The 19,967-nt window shown below is 36.8% G+C and carries 13 protein-coding genes; 10 read left to right on the top strand and 3 right to left on the bottom strand.

The features are described 5' to 3' along the window. Window positions 1–128: 128 nt before the first annotated feature. Window positions 129–4,796: a hypothetical protein gene (locus ACJ9PY_RS13910; protein ID WP_411738370.1), complete on the bottom strand. Its 4,668-nt coding sequence runs from the start codon at window positions 4,794–4,796 to the stop codon at window positions 129–131. A gap of 645 nt (window positions 4,797–5,441) precedes the next feature. Here ACJ9PY_RS13910 and ACJ9PY_RS13905 point away from each other — a divergent pair. Next, on the top strand, window positions 5,442–6,683 hold the full coding sequence (locus ACJ9PY_RS13905; protein ID WP_411738369.1) for a hypothetical protein: 1,242 nt from the start codon (window positions 5,442–5,444) through the stop codon (window positions 6,681–6,683). Window positions 6,684–6,726: 43 nt separating this feature from the next. Continuing rightward, a complete protein-coding gene (locus tag ACJ9PY_RS13900) occupies window positions 6,727–7,455 on the top strand; it encodes a GT-D fold domain-containing glycosyltransferase (RefSeq protein WP_411738368.1) in 729 nt (242 codons plus the stop codon). A 112-nt stretch (window positions 7,456–7,567) separates the two neighbouring features. On the opposite strand, the gene ACJ9PY_RS13895 is transcribed toward ACJ9PY_RS13900, so the two are convergent. After that, the gene (locus ACJ9PY_RS13895) at window positions 7,568–8,002 is read right to left on the bottom strand and encodes a Mov34/MPN/PAD-1 family protein (RefSeq protein WP_411738367.1); all 435 of its coding nucleotides are present in this window, start codon (window positions 8,000–8,002) and stop codon (window positions 7,568–7,570) included. A 323-nt stretch (window positions 8,003–8,325) separates the two neighbouring features. Further along, window positions 8,326–9,438 (bottom strand): hypothetical protein, encoded by a 1,113-nt coding sequence (locus ACJ9PY_RS13890; RefSeq protein ID WP_411738366.1) that lies wholly within the window; start codon window positions 9,436–9,438, stop codon window positions 8,326–8,328. A gap of 218 nt (window positions 9,439–9,656) precedes the next feature. Between ACJ9PY_RS13890 and ACJ9PY_RS13885 the strand changes: the two genes are divergently transcribed. The 8 genes from ACJ9PY_RS13885 (at window position 9,657) to sdaAA (ending at window position 19,930) form a co-directional block, all read left to right on the top strand. Further along, a complete protein-coding gene (locus ACJ9PY_RS13885; protein WP_328178156.1) occupies window positions 9,657–9,995 on the top strand; it encodes a DUF1360 domain-containing protein in 339 nt (112 codons plus the stop codon). Window positions 9,996–10,764: 769 nt separating this feature from the next. Then, on the top strand, window positions 10,765–11,751 hold the full coding sequence (locus tag ACJ9PY_RS13880) for an NAD(P)-dependent alcohol dehydrogenase (RefSeq protein WP_411738365.1): 987 nt from the start codon (window positions 10,765–10,767) through the stop codon (window positions 11,749–11,751). 143 nt (window positions 11,752–11,894) lie between these two features. After that, complete coding sequence (locus tag ACJ9PY_RS13875) at window positions 11,895–12,419, top strand: GNAT family N-acetyltransferase (protein WP_411738364.1); 525 nt, start codon at window positions 11,895–11,897, stop codon at window positions 12,417–12,419. 193 nt (window positions 12,420–12,612) lie between these two features. Further along, window positions 12,613–13,173 carry an HPP family protein gene (locus ACJ9PY_RS13870; protein WP_057277470.1) on the top strand — a complete coding sequence of 187 codons (561 nt, stop codon included), beginning with the start codon at window positions 12,613–12,615 and terminating at the stop codon, window positions 13,171–13,173. Between the two features lie 208 nt (window positions 13,174–13,381). Beyond that, window positions 13,382–15,700, top strand: a complete 2,319-nt coding sequence (locus ACJ9PY_RS13865; RefSeq protein WP_411738363.1) for a helix-turn-helix domain-containing protein — start codon at window positions 13,382–13,384, stop codon at window positions 15,698–15,700. 162 nt (window positions 15,701–15,862) lie between these two features. Beyond that, complete coding sequence (locus tag ACJ9PY_RS13860; RefSeq protein ID WP_191930125.1) at window positions 15,863–17,098, top strand: MFS transporter; 1,236 nt, start codon at window positions 15,863–15,865, stop codon at window positions 17,096–17,098. Window positions 17,099–17,112: 14 nt separating this feature from the next. After that, on the top strand, window positions 17,113–18,294 hold the full coding sequence (locus ACJ9PY_RS13855; protein ID WP_278089487.1) for a M20 family metallopeptidase: 1,182 nt from the start codon (window positions 17,113–17,115) through the stop codon (window positions 18,292–18,294). Window positions 18,295–18,367: 73 nt separating this feature from the next. Next, window positions 18,368–19,930, top strand: coding sequence for an L-serine ammonia-lyase, iron-sulfur-dependent, subunit alpha (sdaAA, locus tag ACJ9PY_RS13850; protein ID WP_411738362.1), 1,563 nt, complete (start codon window positions 18,368–18,370; stop codon window positions 19,928–19,930). Window positions 19,931–19,967: the final 37 nt, after the last annotated feature.

The following is a 19,967-nucleotide window of genomic DNA, read 5'->3' as shown; positions in this document are numbered from 1 at the left end:
TCAAGGAATGTGATATTGATAGGGGGGTATCACAATCCTTGATCTTCGGTTGAAAGTGGTATTTAAGTTTCTGTTTGTAGTTCAATGAGGTAAAGTGAGGGTACATATACTCAAAATAATGGTTATTATTAATGCCTCCTAAAATTCTTAAAAGGATCTATCGCTGTTTTTTGCGATCCGGAATGTAAATTATATAAAGGATGATTTTTATAAAACATATCTAAGGAAAATGAATCTGTATTAGTTTTGTTAAATTTAGTTTCTGGGTAATCCTTTTTTTGATAGGATGACATGATCCCGGAATTATAATTTTGTTGAGTTCGATCAAATTCCGGGTAACTCGGTTTATTTAGGGGAGGGGATATTTGACAATTTGATGTTTGCCTATTAAAATTTTGGGTTGTGTTTTTTTGTTGGTTTGTTTCATTCGAGAATCGAAACGCACTTGGTTGATTAATTACTTCTTTGTTATTAGGCGAATTGAAATTTTCCATATTAACACGAGTATTTCCAACTTGCTGTTGTATTCCATTATTATTAAAAGGTTTTTCCATTTTTCCTGTTGCTTGCAAATGATTTTTTTCTCGTTGTTTAATATATTTTGTTCGTTCATCTTTATCATGTATTTCTTTTGCTTTTTGATCATTTACCGTTTTGTTTATATTTTCTATTTTTTGTAAATAATTAATTTCTTTATCTTTTAAATCTATTATGGAACCGGTTAAGTTCTTAATTTCCTGTTGATGTTGGCTTTCATTTTCCTTTAAATTGATAATCGTCTTTTCTAAATTATCAATCTCCGTTTTATATTTAATTTCCTGCTTAGAAACAAGAGCAATCGTTTGATTCAAATGATCGATTTCTTGTTGATGTTGATTTTCATTTTCCTTAAAATTTATTATCATTTGCTCTAGGTTTTCAATTTCGGCTTTATATTTATTTTCTTGCTCCGAAACAAAAGCGATCGTTTGATTTAACTGATCGATTTCTTGTTGACGATGATTTTCATTTTCCTTTAGATTGATAATCGTCTGTTCTAAATTATCAATCTCGGTTTTATATTTATTTTCTTGCTCCGAAACAAGAGCAATCGATTGATTTAACTCATCGATTTCTAGTTGATGTTGATTTTCATTTTTCTTTAGATTGATAATCGTCTGTTCTAAATTATCAATCTCGGCTTTATATTTATTTTCTTGCTCCGAAACAAGAGCAATCGTTTGATTTAACTGCTCGATTTCTTGTTGATGGTTATCTTCATTTTTCTTAAAATTAATAAGCATTTGCTCCAGGTTATCAATTTCCGCTTTATACTTATTTTCTTGCCCAGAAAAAAGAGCAATCGATTGATTTAACTGTTCGATTTCTTGTTGATGGTTATCTTCATTTTCCTTAAAATCAATAATCATTTGCCCTAGGTTATCAATCTCGGCTTTATATTTATTTTCCTGTTTGGATAGGAGGTCGATCGTTTGAGTATAATTTTTAATTTCATGTTTAAAGTTGTCGATAACTTGTATATGATGATTTTCCTTTTCGGAAAGTTCAATCATGGCTTTTTCTAATCTTTCAATCTCCACTTTATATTTATTTTCTTGTTGGGATACAACACTAATCGTTTGATTTAACTGATCGATTTCTTGTTGATGATAGTTCTCTTTTTCCTTTAAATCTATAATCATCTGTTCTAAATTCGCAATATCCACCTTATATTGACTTTCCTGTTCCGATAGTTGGCCGATCATTTGGGAATAATTTTCAATTTCATGTTTAAGGTTGTCGATAACTTGTGTCTGTTTTTCTTCTTTTTCGGAAAGTTCGATCATGGCTTTTTCTAAACGTTCAATCTCCACTTTATATTTATTTTCTTGCTCCGAAACAAGAGCAATCGTTTGATTTAACTGATCGATTTCTTGTTGATGGTAGTTCTCTTTATCCTTTATATCGGTAATCATCTGTTCCAAATTCTCAATGTTCAATTTATATTGACTTTCCTGTTCGGACAGGTGGTCGATTGTTTGGGTATAATTTTCAATGTCATGTTTAAAGTTGTCGATAACGTGTAAATGATGATTTTCCTTTTCGGAAAGATCAATCATGGATGTCTCTAAATTTTCAATCTCCGCTTTATATTTATTTTCTTGTTGGGATACAACACTAATCGTTTGATTTAACTGCTCGATTTCTTGTTGATGGTAGGACTCCTGATCTCTTAAATCGGAAATCATCTGTTCTAAATTTGCAATGTCCACCTTATATATATTTTGCTGTTCCGATAGTTGATCGATCATTTGAGTATAATTTTCATTTTCACGTTTAAAGTTTTCAATAACTTGTGTCTGCTGCTCTTCCTTTTTGGAAAGTTCGAACATGGATTTCTCTAAATTTTCAATTTCGGCTTTATATTTATTTTCTAGTTGGGTTACAATGCTAATCGTTTGATTTAACTGATCGATTTCTTGTTGATGGTCGTTTTCTTTTTCCTTTAGTTCGGAAATCAGCTGTTCCAATTTCTCAATATTCACTTTATATTGACTTTCCTGTTCGGATAGGCGGTCGATCGTTTGCGTATAATTTTCAATGTCATGTTTAAAGTTTTCGATAACTTGTATATGATGATTTTCCTTTTCGGAAAGTTCGATCATGGATGTCTCTAAATTTTCAATCTCCGCTTTATATTTATTTTTTTGTTGGGAAGCATCGCTAATCGTTTGATTTAACTGATTGATTTCTTGTTGATGGTGGGACTCTTTTTCCTTTAGATCGGAAATCAGCTGTTCTAAATTAGCAATTTCCACCTTATATTTATTTTCCTGTTCCGATAGTTGATCGATCATTTGAGTATAATTTTCATTTTCATGTTTAAAGTTTTCGATAACTTGTTTTTGCTGTTCTTCCTTTTCGGAAAGTTCGATCATGGATGTCTCTAGATTTTCAATCTCCGCTTTATATTTATTTTCTTGTTGGGTTACAACGCTAATCGTTTCATTCAACTGCGCGATTTCTTGTTGATGGTCGTTTTCTTTTTCCTTTAGATCGGAAATCAGCTGTTCCAATTTCTCAATATTCACTTTATATTGACTTTCCTGTTCGGATAGGTGGTCGATTGTTTGCGTATAATTTTCAATTTCAATTTTAAAGTTTTCGATAACTTGTTTCTGCTGCGCTTCCTTTTCAGTAAGCTCAATCATCGATTTCTCTAAAATTTCAATCTCCGTTTTATATTTAATTTCTTGTTGGGAAGCATCGCTAATCGTTTGATTTAACTGATGGATTTCTTGTTGATGGTAGGACTCTTTTTCCTTTAGATCGGAAATCATCTGTTCTAAATTAGCAATGTCCACCTTAAATTGACTTTCCTGTTCGGATAGGTGGGCAATCATTTGGTTATAATTTTCAATTTCAAGTTTAAAGTTTTCGATAACTTGTTTCTGCTGTGCTTCCTTTTCAGTAAGCTCAATCATCGATTTCTCTAAAATTTCAATCTCCGTTTTATATTTATTTTCTTGTTGGGATGCATCGCTAATCGTTTGATTTAACTGATGGATTTCTTGTTGATGGTAGGACTCTTTTTCCTTTAGATCGGAAATCATCTGTTCTAAATTAGCAATGTCCACCTTAAATTGACTTTCCTGTTCGGATAGGTGGGCAATCATTTGGTTATAATTTTCAATTTCAAGTTTAAAGTTTTCGATAACTTGTTTCTGCTGCGCTTCCTTTTCAGTAAGCTCAATCATCGATTTCTCTAAAATTTCAATCTCCGTTTTATATTTATTTTCTTGTTGGGATGCATCGCTAATCGTTTCATTCAACTGCTCGATTTCTTGTTGATGGTAGTTTTCTTTTTCCTTTAGTTCGGAAATCATCTGTTCCAATTTCTCAATATTCAATTTATATTGACTTTCCTGTTCGGATAGTTGGCTAATCTTTGAAATGTAATGATCAATTTCTTTCTTATATTTTTTTATATCTTTTTTATGATGCTCTTCCTTATCTGAAAGTGCTTTTTCTAAATGATTCATCTCCACTTTATATTGCTTTTCTTGATCGTATAAAAGATCAATGGTTTTAGTAAGCTGATTCATTTCATTTTTATAATTCATTTCTTTTTCGTTGAGAGATTGAATGGTTCCTCTTAACTCTTGAATTTCATTTTTGAAAATATTTTGCTCGTGAAAATAAAACATAACTTTCTCAACTAATTTCTCAATCTCTAAATTTATGCTTTGTACATCTAAGTTAGTTATTTTTTTATTGACTGGAGCAAGAAGGGATTTCACCTCTGTAAGCCCATCCGCCATTTTTTGAAAACCATCATGGCTTTTAAATTCCTCATTTTTAACATATTGTTTTTGAGCAGACTCATAATCTTTAACTTTCTTTTGAAGAGAAGCAATTTCACTTTGTAATAATTTATTCTTATCTCCAAGAGTTTTTATGTCGTTATTTTTCTTTTCGTCGTTTGTTTTGGTTTCTTTAAAGTACTGTAGTTCAGCCTTGTATTTCTTAATTTCTTCTTCCAATTTCTGAACCTTGGTTTCTGCACTCTTTCTTTCATGTTCCTTCCGATTGATTAGTTCTTGATATGTTCTTTGTTCATTTACCATTTCTTCATTGTGTTTTATTAGTTTTCTTATTTTCTTTTTACTATAATCGACTTCGTATTCATTAACTTTTGATTTGTATAGGGAAAGTTCAGATCTAAGATGAATGATCATTTGCTGAAGTTGAACTGGAGTTATTTTATTCAATTTGCTTTTTTGAATTTCATTGGCTTTTTCATCATCTGTGTACAAAATAACCACTCCTTATTTTTGATCACGTGTGAACAGGCGCAATCTCCAGCCATTACTAATAAGGAATCAATTAGACAGGTTGAGATTGAGCGACTGTAAATGACCAAGAAGTTCCTATGCGGAGATGTTTATCAAGATTTTTATGGGTGTGGAGTACCGTTCGTCAGAGTGTTGGTGTTGCTTCATGATTAGGAACACTGCGACATCCAAATCATTGTAGGGGTAATGGTAAACAAAAGAAAATTCCTCCTCATAAAATGATCATCTTGACCGAAAAATCTTTGATTTCAATTTTTCAATATTCATGTGACTGGTTTTAATCAAATATTGATCCCTTTATAAATGATTCCATAATAGTTATATGTACCGTATTTCAAAAAGGTGATTATATTTATCACCTTTTGATTCCCCTCATAAAATTCATTTACATGGATGGAGGCACTACATTTCCTTTTAATATTGTATACACAAACTTACACAAGGAATTAGAGTTTGCCGAGTGTATTCTTTATCATTTCTTCATTCCTCTTACATATTATAAATATTGGGTGATATAAGGGTTGTGGGGAAAGAGCCGTACGGTATTAATTAATCCTATTAAATAGTAAAGCTGCTACCAGGATTAACAAAAAGGGGGATACATAAATGGACATTAAAGTAGAAGTGGGAGATAAGGGGGCAGGAACCATCCCCTATGAGTCTCTCCCGGCATTTACTTATCTTTTTAGGGAATTGGGTTTTGAAGTGCAGCCAGATACTGAAAATCAAAAAGTACAATTATGTTCTGCATTGCATGGTAAAAGGATTGTCATTTCATCCGACTATGATGTTAAATATAACACCTTTAGAAAGCACCTTCTAGAAAGGAAGGTGTTGGAGTATATTCAAACATTCCTATCTGCATGCGGGGCAAAGGTGATTATTATGGATGAAAAGAATGAATCAGAAAGGGCTGATTTTCATGTATACTTTTCACTCTTTGAAATTCCAGGAATAAAAGAGCCCATTCTTGAATTAGTTCATAATTCAAAATCTGCTAATAAAAAGTTATTGGATATTTTTCAATATGAATGTAAAAGGACTGGAACAAAATTTAAATCTAATGAGGTAGTCAGAAGAGCAAATAACCCTTTTATTAATATACAGATTATGTATCCTGTTTTTACGGATGAAGATTTTTGGGGGAAACTTGGTGAGAAATATGCGATGTCCATAACTATAGGAATATTGGCTAGATTTCACGAAAGCTCACCTTTATCTGTTTTGTCATTAGTTCCAATTGAAATTTTCTCAAACATGTTTATTCATTCTGAAAAAACTGGGATAAATTTAGAGCCTGCCATGCAAAAAGAAAAAAGTTTACCAGAAAAGAAAAAGTTTTTATTAAAGAAACCAACTATTACTAAAAGAAAAGAAGCAGAAGTGTTTTTAGATTATCATATTTTTATTGAAGAACTTGAAGAACGTAACAAAATCAAGCTTATTGGAAATCTTCATATTAAAAATATAGGTACGGAGGTTTTGCGGAATCCAGTTATCTGTCTGCGTTCCAGCCCTTCAGAAAGTATAAAAATATCTGGGCAAATATTGCCGCCCAATGTTGCCGAAACTTTGGGGGTCATGAAAAATGAAGAAACAAAAGGGTGGCAATATATGAATGAGGAATGGTTTGAAGAAATGGAGAAGGGTGAAACCTGGATATGTCCAATTCAATCTAAAAATATAAACCCTAGGCAAACAGAATCTTTAACTAACTTACAAATAAGCGTCCTTCAACCTGAAGAAAACAGCAATATTCGTGTAGAGGCTTTTGTATTTTTTAAAGAACAAGATCTGGAAATCAGTTCAAACAATCAAATTTCCTTATTATTAACGAAGAAACAATAAGGTGATAGATTTAATGGCATAGGAAACCGGGGGTGGGAGTGGGGTGATTGAAGGAAATTATCACTTTGAGAAATACTTATTAGATAATAGGAAAGTGATAAAATTATTGGACCATGCGATAAAACAGAATAGAGGCTTTTCTCTTGCTCGTTTTGGAATCGGTGAAATAAGCTATTTAAGCTATCCAGCTAATGGATTACTTGTACAGGAATTTAAACGGTATGAATCTTATGCGGGCGTATCACATGCACCAGAGATAATTAGGAGGGAATTGGTCCGGTCATTGCGGGATACTGATATTGCTGGGGTGATAGCTCCTTGGCGACTGGATCCTTGGGCAAAACAAACTCGAACTGTACTTGAACAACTGAAGTTCATGCCTACGAAAGCTTGTTGTGCTTGGATCATGCAGAGCCTCTTGGACGAGGGGACATTATGGCCATGGCTGAGTAATAAGAAGGTATTTCTTGTTGGACGCCGTTCAAAAGAAGCAGAAATCGTTTTTAGAGAACAAGGCATACAAATTACTGGCAGTATAGGTTTAGATGGGTATGACGAGTTAATTAGAGTACAAAATGAGCTTCAGTCTAATCAGGAGTGGGAAATAGCATTAATTTCCGCTGGGATCCCGGCAACCATTTTAGCTCCAAGAATTGCAAAATTGACCCAGAAGGTTGCCATTGATTTCGGGCATGCCCTTGATATGATTCTTGATGGAGAAGAATATAAACTTTCCGACTTAGTAAAAAAGTGGAATGATCAGTTTTCCTAAATTGGAAAACAAAAATTAATTTAACATTGTAAGGAAATAAAGAAAAAATAATACTCGCAAATTCAACCTTGAATTCATAAAGGAAGAGGTGCGAGTATCTTATTCACTAAATTCAGTTTACGAATTTTAATTGTATCGGAAAGACTTTTTTTCCTGTTATTTGGAAACATTTTAAATCAGGGGTCGAGTTTGCAAACGAAATAATAAGGTGACCTACCTCAGGGTAGTTATTTAAAGTAATATCTCCTTCTGACGGATAAGCACTATCTGTTGGGTGGGAATGGTAGATACCGATAAAATCTTCGTTCCTCCTATCGATAAGTTCAAATACATGACGAATTTGATCTAAATCCATCGAGAAGGAAAAGGAGCTCCTATTTACATTTTCCATTGGCCAAATTGTTTCTGCAATACCATTTCCCCCTGAAAGCAGTCCACAGGCTTCATAAGGAAGTTCTCGTTTACAATGAGAAATCAATTTTTGCCTAACATGATTGGTCATGTAAAAAGTACCGGATATTACACCTTGATCATTTGTTTTTTCCACAACAACCTTTTGCCCGTACTGGCCGAACCTGGAGGGCTGAGGGAGTGAATTGTTGATGTTGTTGAGCGGGCTGCAGGTTAGGCATTCCTAATTTTCTTCTTACTTTACGTTTTAGCTTATCAGATGCCATTTTTTTCTCTCCTTTTATAGGTATGCTCTATAAATATGAAAACATGAATCTATATGTAACCTAATAATTAATAAATGGGTGGCCTAAAATGCGGGATACATGTACTAAGTGTTGAAGTAAATAATGGTATCAGACTTTCCAAGTTTCTTTACAAAAAAAAACCGAGAGAGTATCATCCCTCGGGTTTTTATTTTTATACAGGAAAACGATCGCAATCTCCTGCTTCAACCTCTAAGCCAGGGTTAGCCACTTCTGTCAGAGCAATAGTGACAGTTGAAGTTGCGCCAGTTATTAGAAGTGTAGCAGTATCGCCTAAAGGATCAGCATCAGCTAGAATAAGTGTGAATGTCGCGTTTTCTGGTACACCTCCGGCTGGGGTTATAACACCAGTACCAGTTACAGTAAGCCCAGTAACTACTCCAGCAGCATCTGTAGCACATGTAGGCTGGTTAAAGTCATTGGCTGTAAACGTGAAGCTTTGGTCAATATCAGCATCTCCTGGGGTTCCAGTTGGAGTAGGAGTAGGTCCTAATGTATCGATAAAGGTAACTTGAATCCTGCTACCAGAAAGGGTACATTGGTCACAAACCAGGGCAGTCAAATCTAAGTTTCCTGATGTTGAACCACCTAGACCGTCCTCAAATACAAGGATGGTTGCTTCGCCATCGAATTCTGCTGCACCTTGGCAGTCGCAGTTCAATGTCGGGAAGAAGGTCGGGCATTGTTGAGGGAATCGTGGTGTTGGGCACACGAAGCCTTCTTCTTCAATTGGAATGACGGGACGTGGTCCACAGAACTTAGCCTCGACCTCTAGCTTAACCTCAGCCTCGACTTGAACATCTTTACACATTGTCACATCAAGTACAACCATGTCACCAAGCATTTGATTTAAAACAACTGTACATTGAACATCGAAAATATTACAGTTGATTTCTGTTCCCTCTGGGAAACATAGGATTACTTCATCCATGAAACTAACAGGTACTACGAAATTACACCCTGGGAGTGGTTCTCCATTGCAAAAGAATTGAACGCGGATATGGACATGGAAGGCAAGGGAAACAATTTGGGCACCTGGAACACTAGGAATGTTAGCTGGAGTTGCTCCGATAAAATCACAGCTTCGTGTACCAGCTACTTCCGAACAAGTAGCTGTTATCGTATTACCATCATGACGTGCATCTTCAATTGCTGCAAAACATGCCTCAGGTATTTGAACTTTATTGCGATCACGATTTGTTAGAACAACCCAGTCATATACTTTTGTAACACGAATACATTCAGGTCCGATGGGGTTCGGTACCACTTGTCGGCCCTGAATAGATTTAACGTTTCTTTTTTTCATCAAACATCTTTCCCTTCAGTATCAGGTTTTGAACACATTAACATACTATGGGGATATCTTTTTATGGGTACATTTTTCTTGGAAATTGGGCTAATAAAATTACGGGATTTATAAATGTATATTTATATAATCTAAATTCAAATCATAAAATATTAAAAGGAAGATTAGGAGGCGAATAGGTGTTGGCTATTAAATGGCTTGATTTTATCATTTTAATATTGGCTACCTTCCGGTTAACTCATTTAATTGTATTTGACGAAATCACTTCATTCATCAGAAAACCATTCTTGACTGCCACCATCAAAGAAAATGCCTCTGGACAACTGGAGGAAATCATTGAAATAAAAGGATCAGGACTCCGTTATTTCATAGGTTCGCTTTTAAGTTGTTATTGGTGTGTAGGGTTTTGGTGTTCCCTTATTTCTGTACTTACTTATTATTATTTTCCTGCTGCTTTTCCAATCTTATTGGTCTTAGCTGTGGCGGGAGCTGCTGCTTTTATTGAATCTAAAACATGAAAGCATAATCGTTTAGGGGGGAGAACTTTATGTAATTTGATAATCAGACTAATATTATATGCTGAACATCATAAAAGTGCAGTGCTTCATAGACAGAGTGGCTAGGTTTTAGGTGATAATCAACCTAAAAAGCTGTTGTGGATTGATAGCAAGTACGAAGGGCATTACATTTTATCATTAAGCATCAGGGAAGCTAATGATTGATTAAAATCCATTCGGTACGAATGGATTTTTTCTTATAATAATAGGAATTAAAATGGAAATATAAATTGGAGTAAAACTTCATTAAATACATGTAAGTCGAGATGATGGGGGTGAGCCGATTATTAGGCATATGATGCCGAAGAAATCTTTAGCCAGTTCGATCCGCTGAAAATAGGAATAAAACCATATTCTTAGAACACAGTTTCTCCTGCGAAAAATGTTAGAACTCCCCATACAAAAGATGAAGATAGATTAATATGTATGGGATTAAGCCAGGAAATGCTCAGGGAGGTACTTAACGCGACTTTTTAGTTAACTCGACCTAAGGTGGCTGAGTTCTTATTAGTGGCATGAAGATAAATGAAGGCGAGTAAGCTAATGTAAACGCGTTTAAAGATATTATTCAAATGTTGATTGCTTTTTGTAGAGTATGTATCCGGAATAATCAATTTTCCATTTCTACAAATCGGTATTCTTTATTCAACCGAATGGAGCAGGATAGTTCAAGTACAGTTATTGAAGGTTAGTGAATTTTAAGTGAATATAACGAAATGGAGGAGGATTAATGAAAGCAATCGTGTACACCAAGTACGGTCCCCCTGACGTTCTTCATTTGAAAGAGGTAGAAAAACCGGATCCTAAGGAGAATGAAATACTGATAAAAGTAAAAGCGGCAACGGTAACAATGGGGGATATTCGGTCACGGAGCTTTACAGTTCCACTCTCTGTTTGGCTGCCAGCTCGGATTATTATGGGATTAAGACGTCCCAAGAAAACCATATTGGGCTTGGAGTTATCTGGAGAAGTTGAGTCAGTGGGCAAAGATGTCAAGCTGTTTAAAGCAGGTGACCAGATTTTTGCCGCTTCCCAAGTGGGCTATGGTGCTTATGCCGAGTATAAGTGCTTGCGTGAAGACGGGCCCGTTTCCATAAAACCTAATAATATATCTTTTGAGGAAGCCGCAGCCATTCCAATCGGGGCACGTACAGCATTGTTTTATCTTAGAAAAGCTAACGTTCATAGTGGTCAAAAGGTTCTTGTCTATGGTGCTTCAGGGAGTGTAGGAAGTTATGCAGTACAAATTGCCAAGTATTTCGGAGCAAAAGTTACAGGGGTTTGCAGTACCGCGAATGTAGAATTGGTAAAATCTCTTGGAGCCGATAAGGTCATCGATTACACTTTAGAGGATTTTTCCAGAGATGGTGAGACCTATGATGTTATCTTTGAAGCGGTAAACAAGAGTACGTTTTCAGCTTGTATGAAATCGTTGAAGAAGGACGGAACCTATCTAAATGTCACTGTACCGGTACCTGGTGTTCGAATGCTATGGACTAAATTGACAACCGGCAAGAAGCTGATATTGAGTCAAAATTCACCAGAAACTCCCGAAGCTCTAAACTTCCTCAAGGAGCTTGTTGAAGCAGGGAAGTTAAAAGTGATCATTGACAGATGTTATGCGTTTGAAGAATTAGTTCAAGCCCATAGGTATGTTGAGAAAGGACACAAGAAGGGAAATGTCGTAATAACTATGGAACATAATGAGGAATCCTGATGGGTAAAACAACGAAGCCCTTAAAAAGATAAGGGTGTGTTCTAAATTATAAGGCAGCCGGTTTAGGAAGTATTGGGTACGGGTGTTATTGAGGTGCGCCGCTGGTACGATATAGATCTAATTATAGCAAAGGGAGTGAAAAAATGTTTCCGATTTTAGAAACAAAGCGGTTGGTCTTGAGAGAATTGGTTGAAGGTGATGCAGCAGATCTTTTAAAATGTTTTTCCAATCCAGATGTATTAAGATATTATGGGCAAACTCCATTAACAAATACAGATCAGGTGAAGCAAATCATTAGGAATTTTTCAAAGAGTTACGAAGAAAAACATGGAATTAAATGGGGAATTGAATGGAAAGGAAAGGAGGGCATTATTGGAACGATTGGATTTCAAGAATGGTCTCATGAACATAAAAGAGCAGAACTGAGCTATGCACTTTTTCCGAATTATTGGGGTAATGGTTATGCAACAGAAGCTGTCAGTAAAGTGATTTCTTATGGTTTTAAAGAGCTTGAACTAACGCGTATTGGAGCAATTGTTTTTATTGAAAATAAAGCATCCAACAAATTGTTGATCAATTTAGGTTTCAAAAAGGAAGGGATATTAAGAAATTATCTGTACCAAAATGATGTTTCATTTGATACTAATCTATACTCTCTTTTACTGTAAATCCTTAATGGTATGCCAATGAATATTGAAAGGTTCACAGACAAAAAAGTGGGGGATGATAACTGTTTTACGGGAATCAATAAATGAATATTCAGAAATATATTTAAAAATTCATTGTTTTCCTGTAAGATAACAATATATAAAAAACCTGTGACTTGTCGATTACTTAGAAAACGTGAGGAAAATAGAAATTATGGAATTCGAAAAAAGTGTTGAAAAAAGTTGGAGCAATCAACAAAACATAGCTCTAACAGCATATTTAAAGAAAATGAAGGGTGAAGCTAGGGAAAAGGATAGAATTGATTATATCGATTCCTTTGTTTCAGCTATGGGTGGGCTCATTGCTATAATCATTATTAGTTTTATAGCTGTCTATTTAGGGTATCCGATGGCATTAGCTCCTCTTGGGGCGAGCTGTGTCATTGTTTTTGGTGCGCATAAAAGTCTCTTGTCACAACCCCGTAATGTTATTGGAGGACATATTATCTCTACAACAATAGCTCTTATCATTTGGAGCATCTTTGGTAAAAGCTTATTCATTATCGGTCTCGTATTGGCAATTGTATTAATTATAATGACTTTTACAAAAACTGTTCACCCGCCCGCAGCAGCTAGTGCCCTTGTTTCGATCAATTCTCAAGCTGGTTGGGGATTCCTGACTTCAATTGTAATAGGCACTTTATTATTAGTTTTTATATCGATGATATATAATAATTTATTTCAAACAAGACAATATCCAAAACACTGGTTATGAAAATTTATATCACATGCTTTTATGTGACTGTTTTGGCTCATCCTTTATTGTTCTAACTGCCTTAATTCAATAAGCGGGGAGCTGCTTTTTCTTACTCTAAGAGTTAAAAACCTTACTTACCATCTTATTACATAAAAGTAACGTATGATAATGATTTACTAAAGCTTGATGGGCAGTGGTAAAATCCCAGTAAAAAAGGTGAATGTTCATGTCTGGAACAGTAATAGAAGATTCTTATCAAATCAGTTTGCAAAATATTCGCCATCACTCTCAGCATATCCATTTAGGAATTGAAATTCTTTTCGTAATCCGGGGAGAAGTCGAGGTCATGGTCAATCAAGATTCCTGGCATTTGGCGGAAAATGATCTCCTGCTAATTAATGCCAATGATGTCCATTCCGTAAAGGGGCATGAAGACAATGTGGTTCTATTGCTGCAAATTCCCCTTAATTCCATCGAGCAGCTTTATCAGGATATTCATGTGTGTTATTTCGACTGCCATTCATCCAAAGAGGATAATGGGTTATATCTTCTTTTTGATCAAATCCGTCAACTCTTGGCTGAAATTTTAATCGCACATTACCAAGAGCAGGATGGAAGTGTACTTGAAATCAACAGCCTGATATACAAGTTAGTTACACTCTTTATCCGGAATTTCAAAACCACACATCTCGGTCACAATCGATTTATTGAATTGAAGGATGATAGAATTAGGGACATCCTTACTTATATTGAAAAAAATCATCGCAAACAGATGTCTTTGGAAGAGATTGCCAAACGGCAATATTTATCACTATACTATTTGTCCCGTTATTTCAAGCAGGCTGTTGGTGTCAGTTTTTCACAATATGTAAAGCAAACCCGTTTGAAATCAGCTGTTCATGAGCTATTATATACCGATCATAACATCATGAAAGTCTCGTTAAATAATGGTTTTCCTAATGTGAAAGCTTTTAACAAGGCTTTTAAGGAAATGTACAATCAAACACCTGCCGAATATCGAGGTCTTCATAAAAAAGAACCTTTCCAGGAAGTAAATAATATAAGCGAACAATATACCTTGGTGAATTCACCGCACTTTTTAATTGAATTGAGCAAGTATATTTCGCAAAAGGACCAAAATGTTACGGTGAAAGAATCGGGGGTTTCGACGGTACATATCAACCTCCCGGAAGAACCTGTTCTTGTCCGGGATAAAGCCCAGCGATTACTGGTGATGGGACAGCTGGAATATGCCTTAAATGAAGAGGTCCAAGCAGAATTAAGGCTAATTCAGGAGCAGCTGCATTTTGAATATGCCTATTTCACGAACCTTTTTTCCCCCTCGTTTGCGATAATGGACCCGCTTTTGCAGATAGGGGGGCCGTATTATAAGATTGATGCGTTATTTAACGAGTTTCAAAGACTGGGTTTAATTCCATTCATTAGTGTGGAATTTGAAAAGGAAGTCGTAAGCTGTCCGGATTATATAAAGATGTTAGATGAATTTTTACAGCATTCTGTCAGTTATTTTGGCGATGCCTATGTCGGGAAATGGCAATTTGAATTGGTTTTCGCAAAGTGGGACCAAACAGCACGGACTTTTTATCAACAATACTTTCAAACTGTGAAAAAGTGGGCTTCCACCACAAAAGTCGGAGTTCATGTGCCATTTTCCTTAGAAAAAGGTTTATCAGTCCCTGTTACTGAATTTTTAAAGCAAATGGACCAAATTGATCTGGTGTGCTTTAGCTGCAATCCAAATGAACAAGTTGACTTTAGCGATATGGATAACAGTTCCTTTAAGGGAGTAAAAGATCATATAAAGAAATCGTGTATGGAATTAAAAGCGAACCTTTCGTCAGCTGGCTTGGCTGGCACACCCATTTACCTGACAAACTGGAATACACTATACGGTAATACAGTAAATTTAAGCGGAACTTTTTTTCGATCAGCTCTCATTTTTAAAGACATGCTTGATGTTGTAAAAGAGATTTCAGGTTTGGGATTTTGGATTGATACCCATTCGTTAGAAAAAAGTAATATGGATAACGAAGATATTGCTATGAATGGAATTGCCCTGCTTTATTATTATCAAATAAAACGTCCGGCGTTTTTTAACATCCAATTAATTGCGAAAATGGGACTGGAGATTTTAGCTGAAGGGGAGGACTTTGTACTGACGAAGGGGAAACAAGGGTACCAAGTAGCAATTTATAACAATTCCTATGTTAATCCCACTTATTCTGTTGAAAGTTTCTTTTTGAGCTCTTTAACAAAGGAAAAGAAAATCATGATTTCAGGATTGCCTTCTGGCACTTATCAAATTCGCAAATACATTCTCGATAGAAATAACGGTGCATTTTACTTTAATTGGCTCAATCTCAACCAACAGTATATCTATGATCAAGAGATCATTACGTATCTTAAGCAGCGAGCCTATCCAGATTTGCAAATCTATGAGGAAAACATTGCCTCGGAGCTCTTATTGCAATCCACTTTGACGTTAAATGCCATTCATCTCTTTGAAATTAGGCCATTAGGTTAAAACGTAATGGTCTTTTTTTGTTGTTTGGTTAAGCGAGATAATGAAAAAGGGCAAATGAAGGGGGATGTTTTCGACAATGATTGGAATGTTTTCAATACTTTAAAAATTTATAATGAAGACAAGAAAGCGATTACATAAATATTAATTCGGAGGTAGCCTTTTATGTCTGTTTCTCAAGGAACGATTAAGAAGCAAAGCGATGCAAAACTTTCGGTATCAAAGGAAAAGAATACCGGTGGGGTTTTGTTGACTACAGCTTTAATGGCTGGTTATTCCATGATTTACATGGACAAAAACATGATTTCGACTGCAATTATCCCAATTGCAGAACAATTCCATCTAACAACAAGTCAAACCGGTTTGATAATGAGTTTATTTTTCTTGGGTTATTCGTTAATGCAGATACCTGGGGGATGGCTCGCAGATAGGATTGGATATAAAAAGGTACTAATGCTTTCGCTTTCGCTCATTACGATATTCTCATTTGCATTTGGCCTTGCTGGAAGCTTATTGATGTTTATTTTGATTCGTTTCTTGGCTGGTATTGGCCATGCAGGCTATCCTCCAAGCTGTTCAAAAGGGATCGCTGAAAATTTCCCGAAAACAAGACGGACTTTTATTCAATCGCTCATTTTGTCAACGAGTGGAATTGGCGGGATTTTTGCGTTTGTAATCGGGGCACGGCTGATTGACTTAAATTGGCACTATGCCTACTATGCACTGGGGACATTTTTTGCCATTGCTTTACTTATGGTTGCTTTATTGGTACCTAATAGCCAACCAACTGCCAAAACGAAAATTGAAAAGAAACAAGTTAGTTTTAAGTCAGTGATTTCTAATCGAAATGTAATTATTTTATTCGTCGCCATGCTGCTGGCGAATGTGGCTTTTTATGGAAATATGTCATGGCTGCCAACTTTCCTAAAGACAAAATTTTCACTATCCATTAGTACGGTTGGGATAATTCTGGCAGTGAACGCTATTGGAGGAACGTTAGCCTCCATATTTGCAGGTGTATTGTTGACAAAATATTTCGCTGGCAAGGAAAAGTTACTGTTAATGGTATGTTCAGTCCTTTCATCCTTGTTGTTTCTTGGTTTAGTACTCTCAAATTCCTTGGCCCTATCCATTGCTTTCTTATATGTGCTCACATTTTTACTAACTACGATTTTTGTGGGAATTTTCTCATGGCCGCACAAAATTTTGCCTGAGAATGTAATTGGGTCATCTATTGGGATCGTCAATACGGGGGGAACACTTGGGGGTTTTATTGCCCCTATGGCATTCGGTGCTTTAATTTCCATGGCAGGTGGCTCGTTTTCCATCGTATTTATCACCTTGGCAATAGCCGTTGTAATATGCGGTCTAGTGTTACTTACCGTTAAAACTGAAAAATAATTGGAGGGAAAAAGATGTTAGATCAATTATTGCAAAAACTTGATGAGAAAAAAGAAAGAATGATAGAAATTCGCAGATATCTCCATCAACATCCTGAATTATCTTTTAAAGAAGAAAAAACGGCTCAATACATTGCTGATTTTTATAAAAATAAGAGTGTAATGATACGGACAAATGTTGGCGGATATGGAGTGGTTGTGACAATCGAGGGCGGACTCCCTGGTAAAACAGTTGCCCTGCGTGCCGATTTTGATGGACTGCCAATTATGGAAGAAGCAGATGTACCATTTAAATCGAGCAATCCAGGTGTTATGCATGCCTGCGGTCATGATGGGCACACTGCCTATTTAATGATTTTAGCCGAAGCATTAATCGAAATGAAAGACCAATTAAGAGGAAACGTCGTTATCTTGCATCAGCCTGCGGAAGAAACGCCTCCAGGTGGAGCAATTGCCATGATTGAAGATGGATGTTTAGAAGGTGTGGATAGTATTTTCGGTATTCACCTCATGTCACTATCGGTGACTGGGGAAGTCTGTTATCGTGCTGGAGAAATGCAGGCCGGGCGCTCGTATTTCAAAGTGAAAATCCAAGGAAAAGGCGGACATGGTTCGATGCCGCATACAAGCAATGACAGTATTGTCGCAGCAAGCCACTTTGTTGTAGCAGCCCAGACGATCGTCAGTCGCCGAATCAATCCTTTTGATATGGCGACAGTAACGATCGGCTCGTTTGATGGAAAGGGATCATTTAATGTTATAAAGGACAGCGTGGAACTTGAAGGAGACGTTAGAACCATGTCCAGTGAAGTTCGTGCTACAGTGGAAACGGAATTCAAGCGAATTTTAGCGGGGCTTGCTCAAGAATTTGATATTACCTATGACTTAATATACTCACATGATTACCCTGTTTTAGTTAATGATAAAGCCATGACGGAACTTGTTGTAAATGGGATTGAAAAGGCCGGAATTCCTGAAATCAAAGCATTAGTGGAAACGCCGCCAATGTCGGGATCGGAGGATTTTGCATACTATTTGCAGAAGATTCCAGGCAGTATGTTTTATGTTGGCGCAAAGCCGGATGTTGGTCCGGTTTATCCACACCATCATCCTAAATTCGTCATTAATGAAGACAGCTTGATCATCGCGGCAAAGGCAATGGCAGCTGTTGTTGCAGAATATTTTGGACAGAAGTAGACAAAAGGAAAAAAGGGGGGATGGTTCTTATGCTTGCGGCGTGGGGACCTTCTTCTTGTAAAGGAGTGATCGGATGTCTTTCACTAATTTAAAAGAGTTAATAGAACTAGCAAAGCAGGAAAAATCAACTATTTCTGAATTAATGATCAATACAGAGGTACAACAGAAAGGTTGTTCCAGGGAGACGATTTTCGAAAAAATGTCGAAACAATTTACAGTAATGGAGGAAGCTGTCCGCAGAGGTACATTAAGTCCAGTCATGTCGCGTACTGGTTTAACGGGCGGGGATGGAAACCGACTTCATCAGTATGCCCAAAATGGGAATTCCTTTGTCAATCCCAGAACATTGAATGCTGCAGCAAATGCGCTCGCGGTATCAGAAGTAAATGCTGCAATGGGGCGGATAGTGGCGACGCCAACAGCTGGTTCAGCGGGAATTTTGCCCGCTGTCCTTGTTCACGCCCTTGACAGCGGGAAATTTACCCGAAAGCAGATTGTCCAGTCCATATTCACTGCTTCTGCCCTCGGCTTAGTTGTTGCAAATAAAGCTTCGATATCAGGGGCAGCCGGCGGGTGCCAAGCTGAAATCGGTTCAGCAACCGCGATGGCAGCCGGCACCCTGGTGGAGCTTGCCGGTGGAACCCCAATGCAAGTTGGAAATGCCGTCGGAATTGCTTTGAAAAATTCATTGGGATTGGTTTGTGACCCGGTTGCAGGGCTGGTGGAAATTCCGTGCATCATCCGCAACGGTTTACATGCAATTACCGCCCAAGCCGCAGCAGATATGGCTTTAGCCGGGATAGCCAGCGTCATCCCACCGGATGAAGTGATCCATGTGATGCATGAAGTCGGACAGCATATGCCAGAATCGTTGAGAGAAACCGGGATTGGCGGTCTTGCCGGAACTCCGACCGGGCAAAAACTAAAGAAACAGATTCTAAACGGAAAAACTAGTGGCAGTGGGCCGGCAAAATACCAAAGTGCGTATGAAATCATCGGGCCCGTAATGGTTGGCCCTTCGAGTTCTCATACAGCCGGGGCTGTTCGGATCGGGAATATTGCCCGCCAGCTTTTAAATGGAAATCCAATATATGTAAAGTTTTCGCTGATGGGCTCTTTTGCCGAAACCTATCAAGGCCATGGTACAGACCTAGCTTTATTGGCCGGTGTTCTTGGGCTATCTACCATGGATGATGGCATTCCAAATGCAAAAAAAATTGCTGAGGAAAATGGCTTACAATATGAATTCACGAAAAGGGTGCTTGGAAGCTATCATCCGAATACCGTTCTCGTAGAATTGACAGGGGGCGCACGTACTGTAAAGGTTTTGGCCAGCTCTTTAGGCGGTGGAAAAGTGGAGGTTCAGGAATTCGATGAATATCCATTTAAATTTTCAGGAGAACGGCCAACACTTGTGATTCGTCATTCCGATCAAAAAGGGGTTATTGCAGAATTATCGGATATTCTTTATCAAAAAGGGATCAATATAGCACGTATGGCCAATGAACGTTCCAAAATCAATGGTGCTGCCATAACGGTTTGTGAAATCGACAATATAATTGAAGACACTTTCTTATCTTTATTAAAAAGGGAGATTCCGATCATTGACGAAATTGTCTTGGTTCAAACTAAGTAGTTACCTGCAATCGTATTTTCGCTGATTCAAAAAGCAT

The sequence above is a fragment of the Peribacillus sp. S4 genome, assembly GCF_046715815.1.
GTDB classification, from domain to species: Bacteria; Bacillota; Bacilli; order Bacillales; family DSM-1321; genus Peribacillus; species Peribacillus frigoritolerans.
Note: the sequence above shows the minus strand (reverse complement) of the source record. Positions and strands in the feature narration are given on the sequence as shown.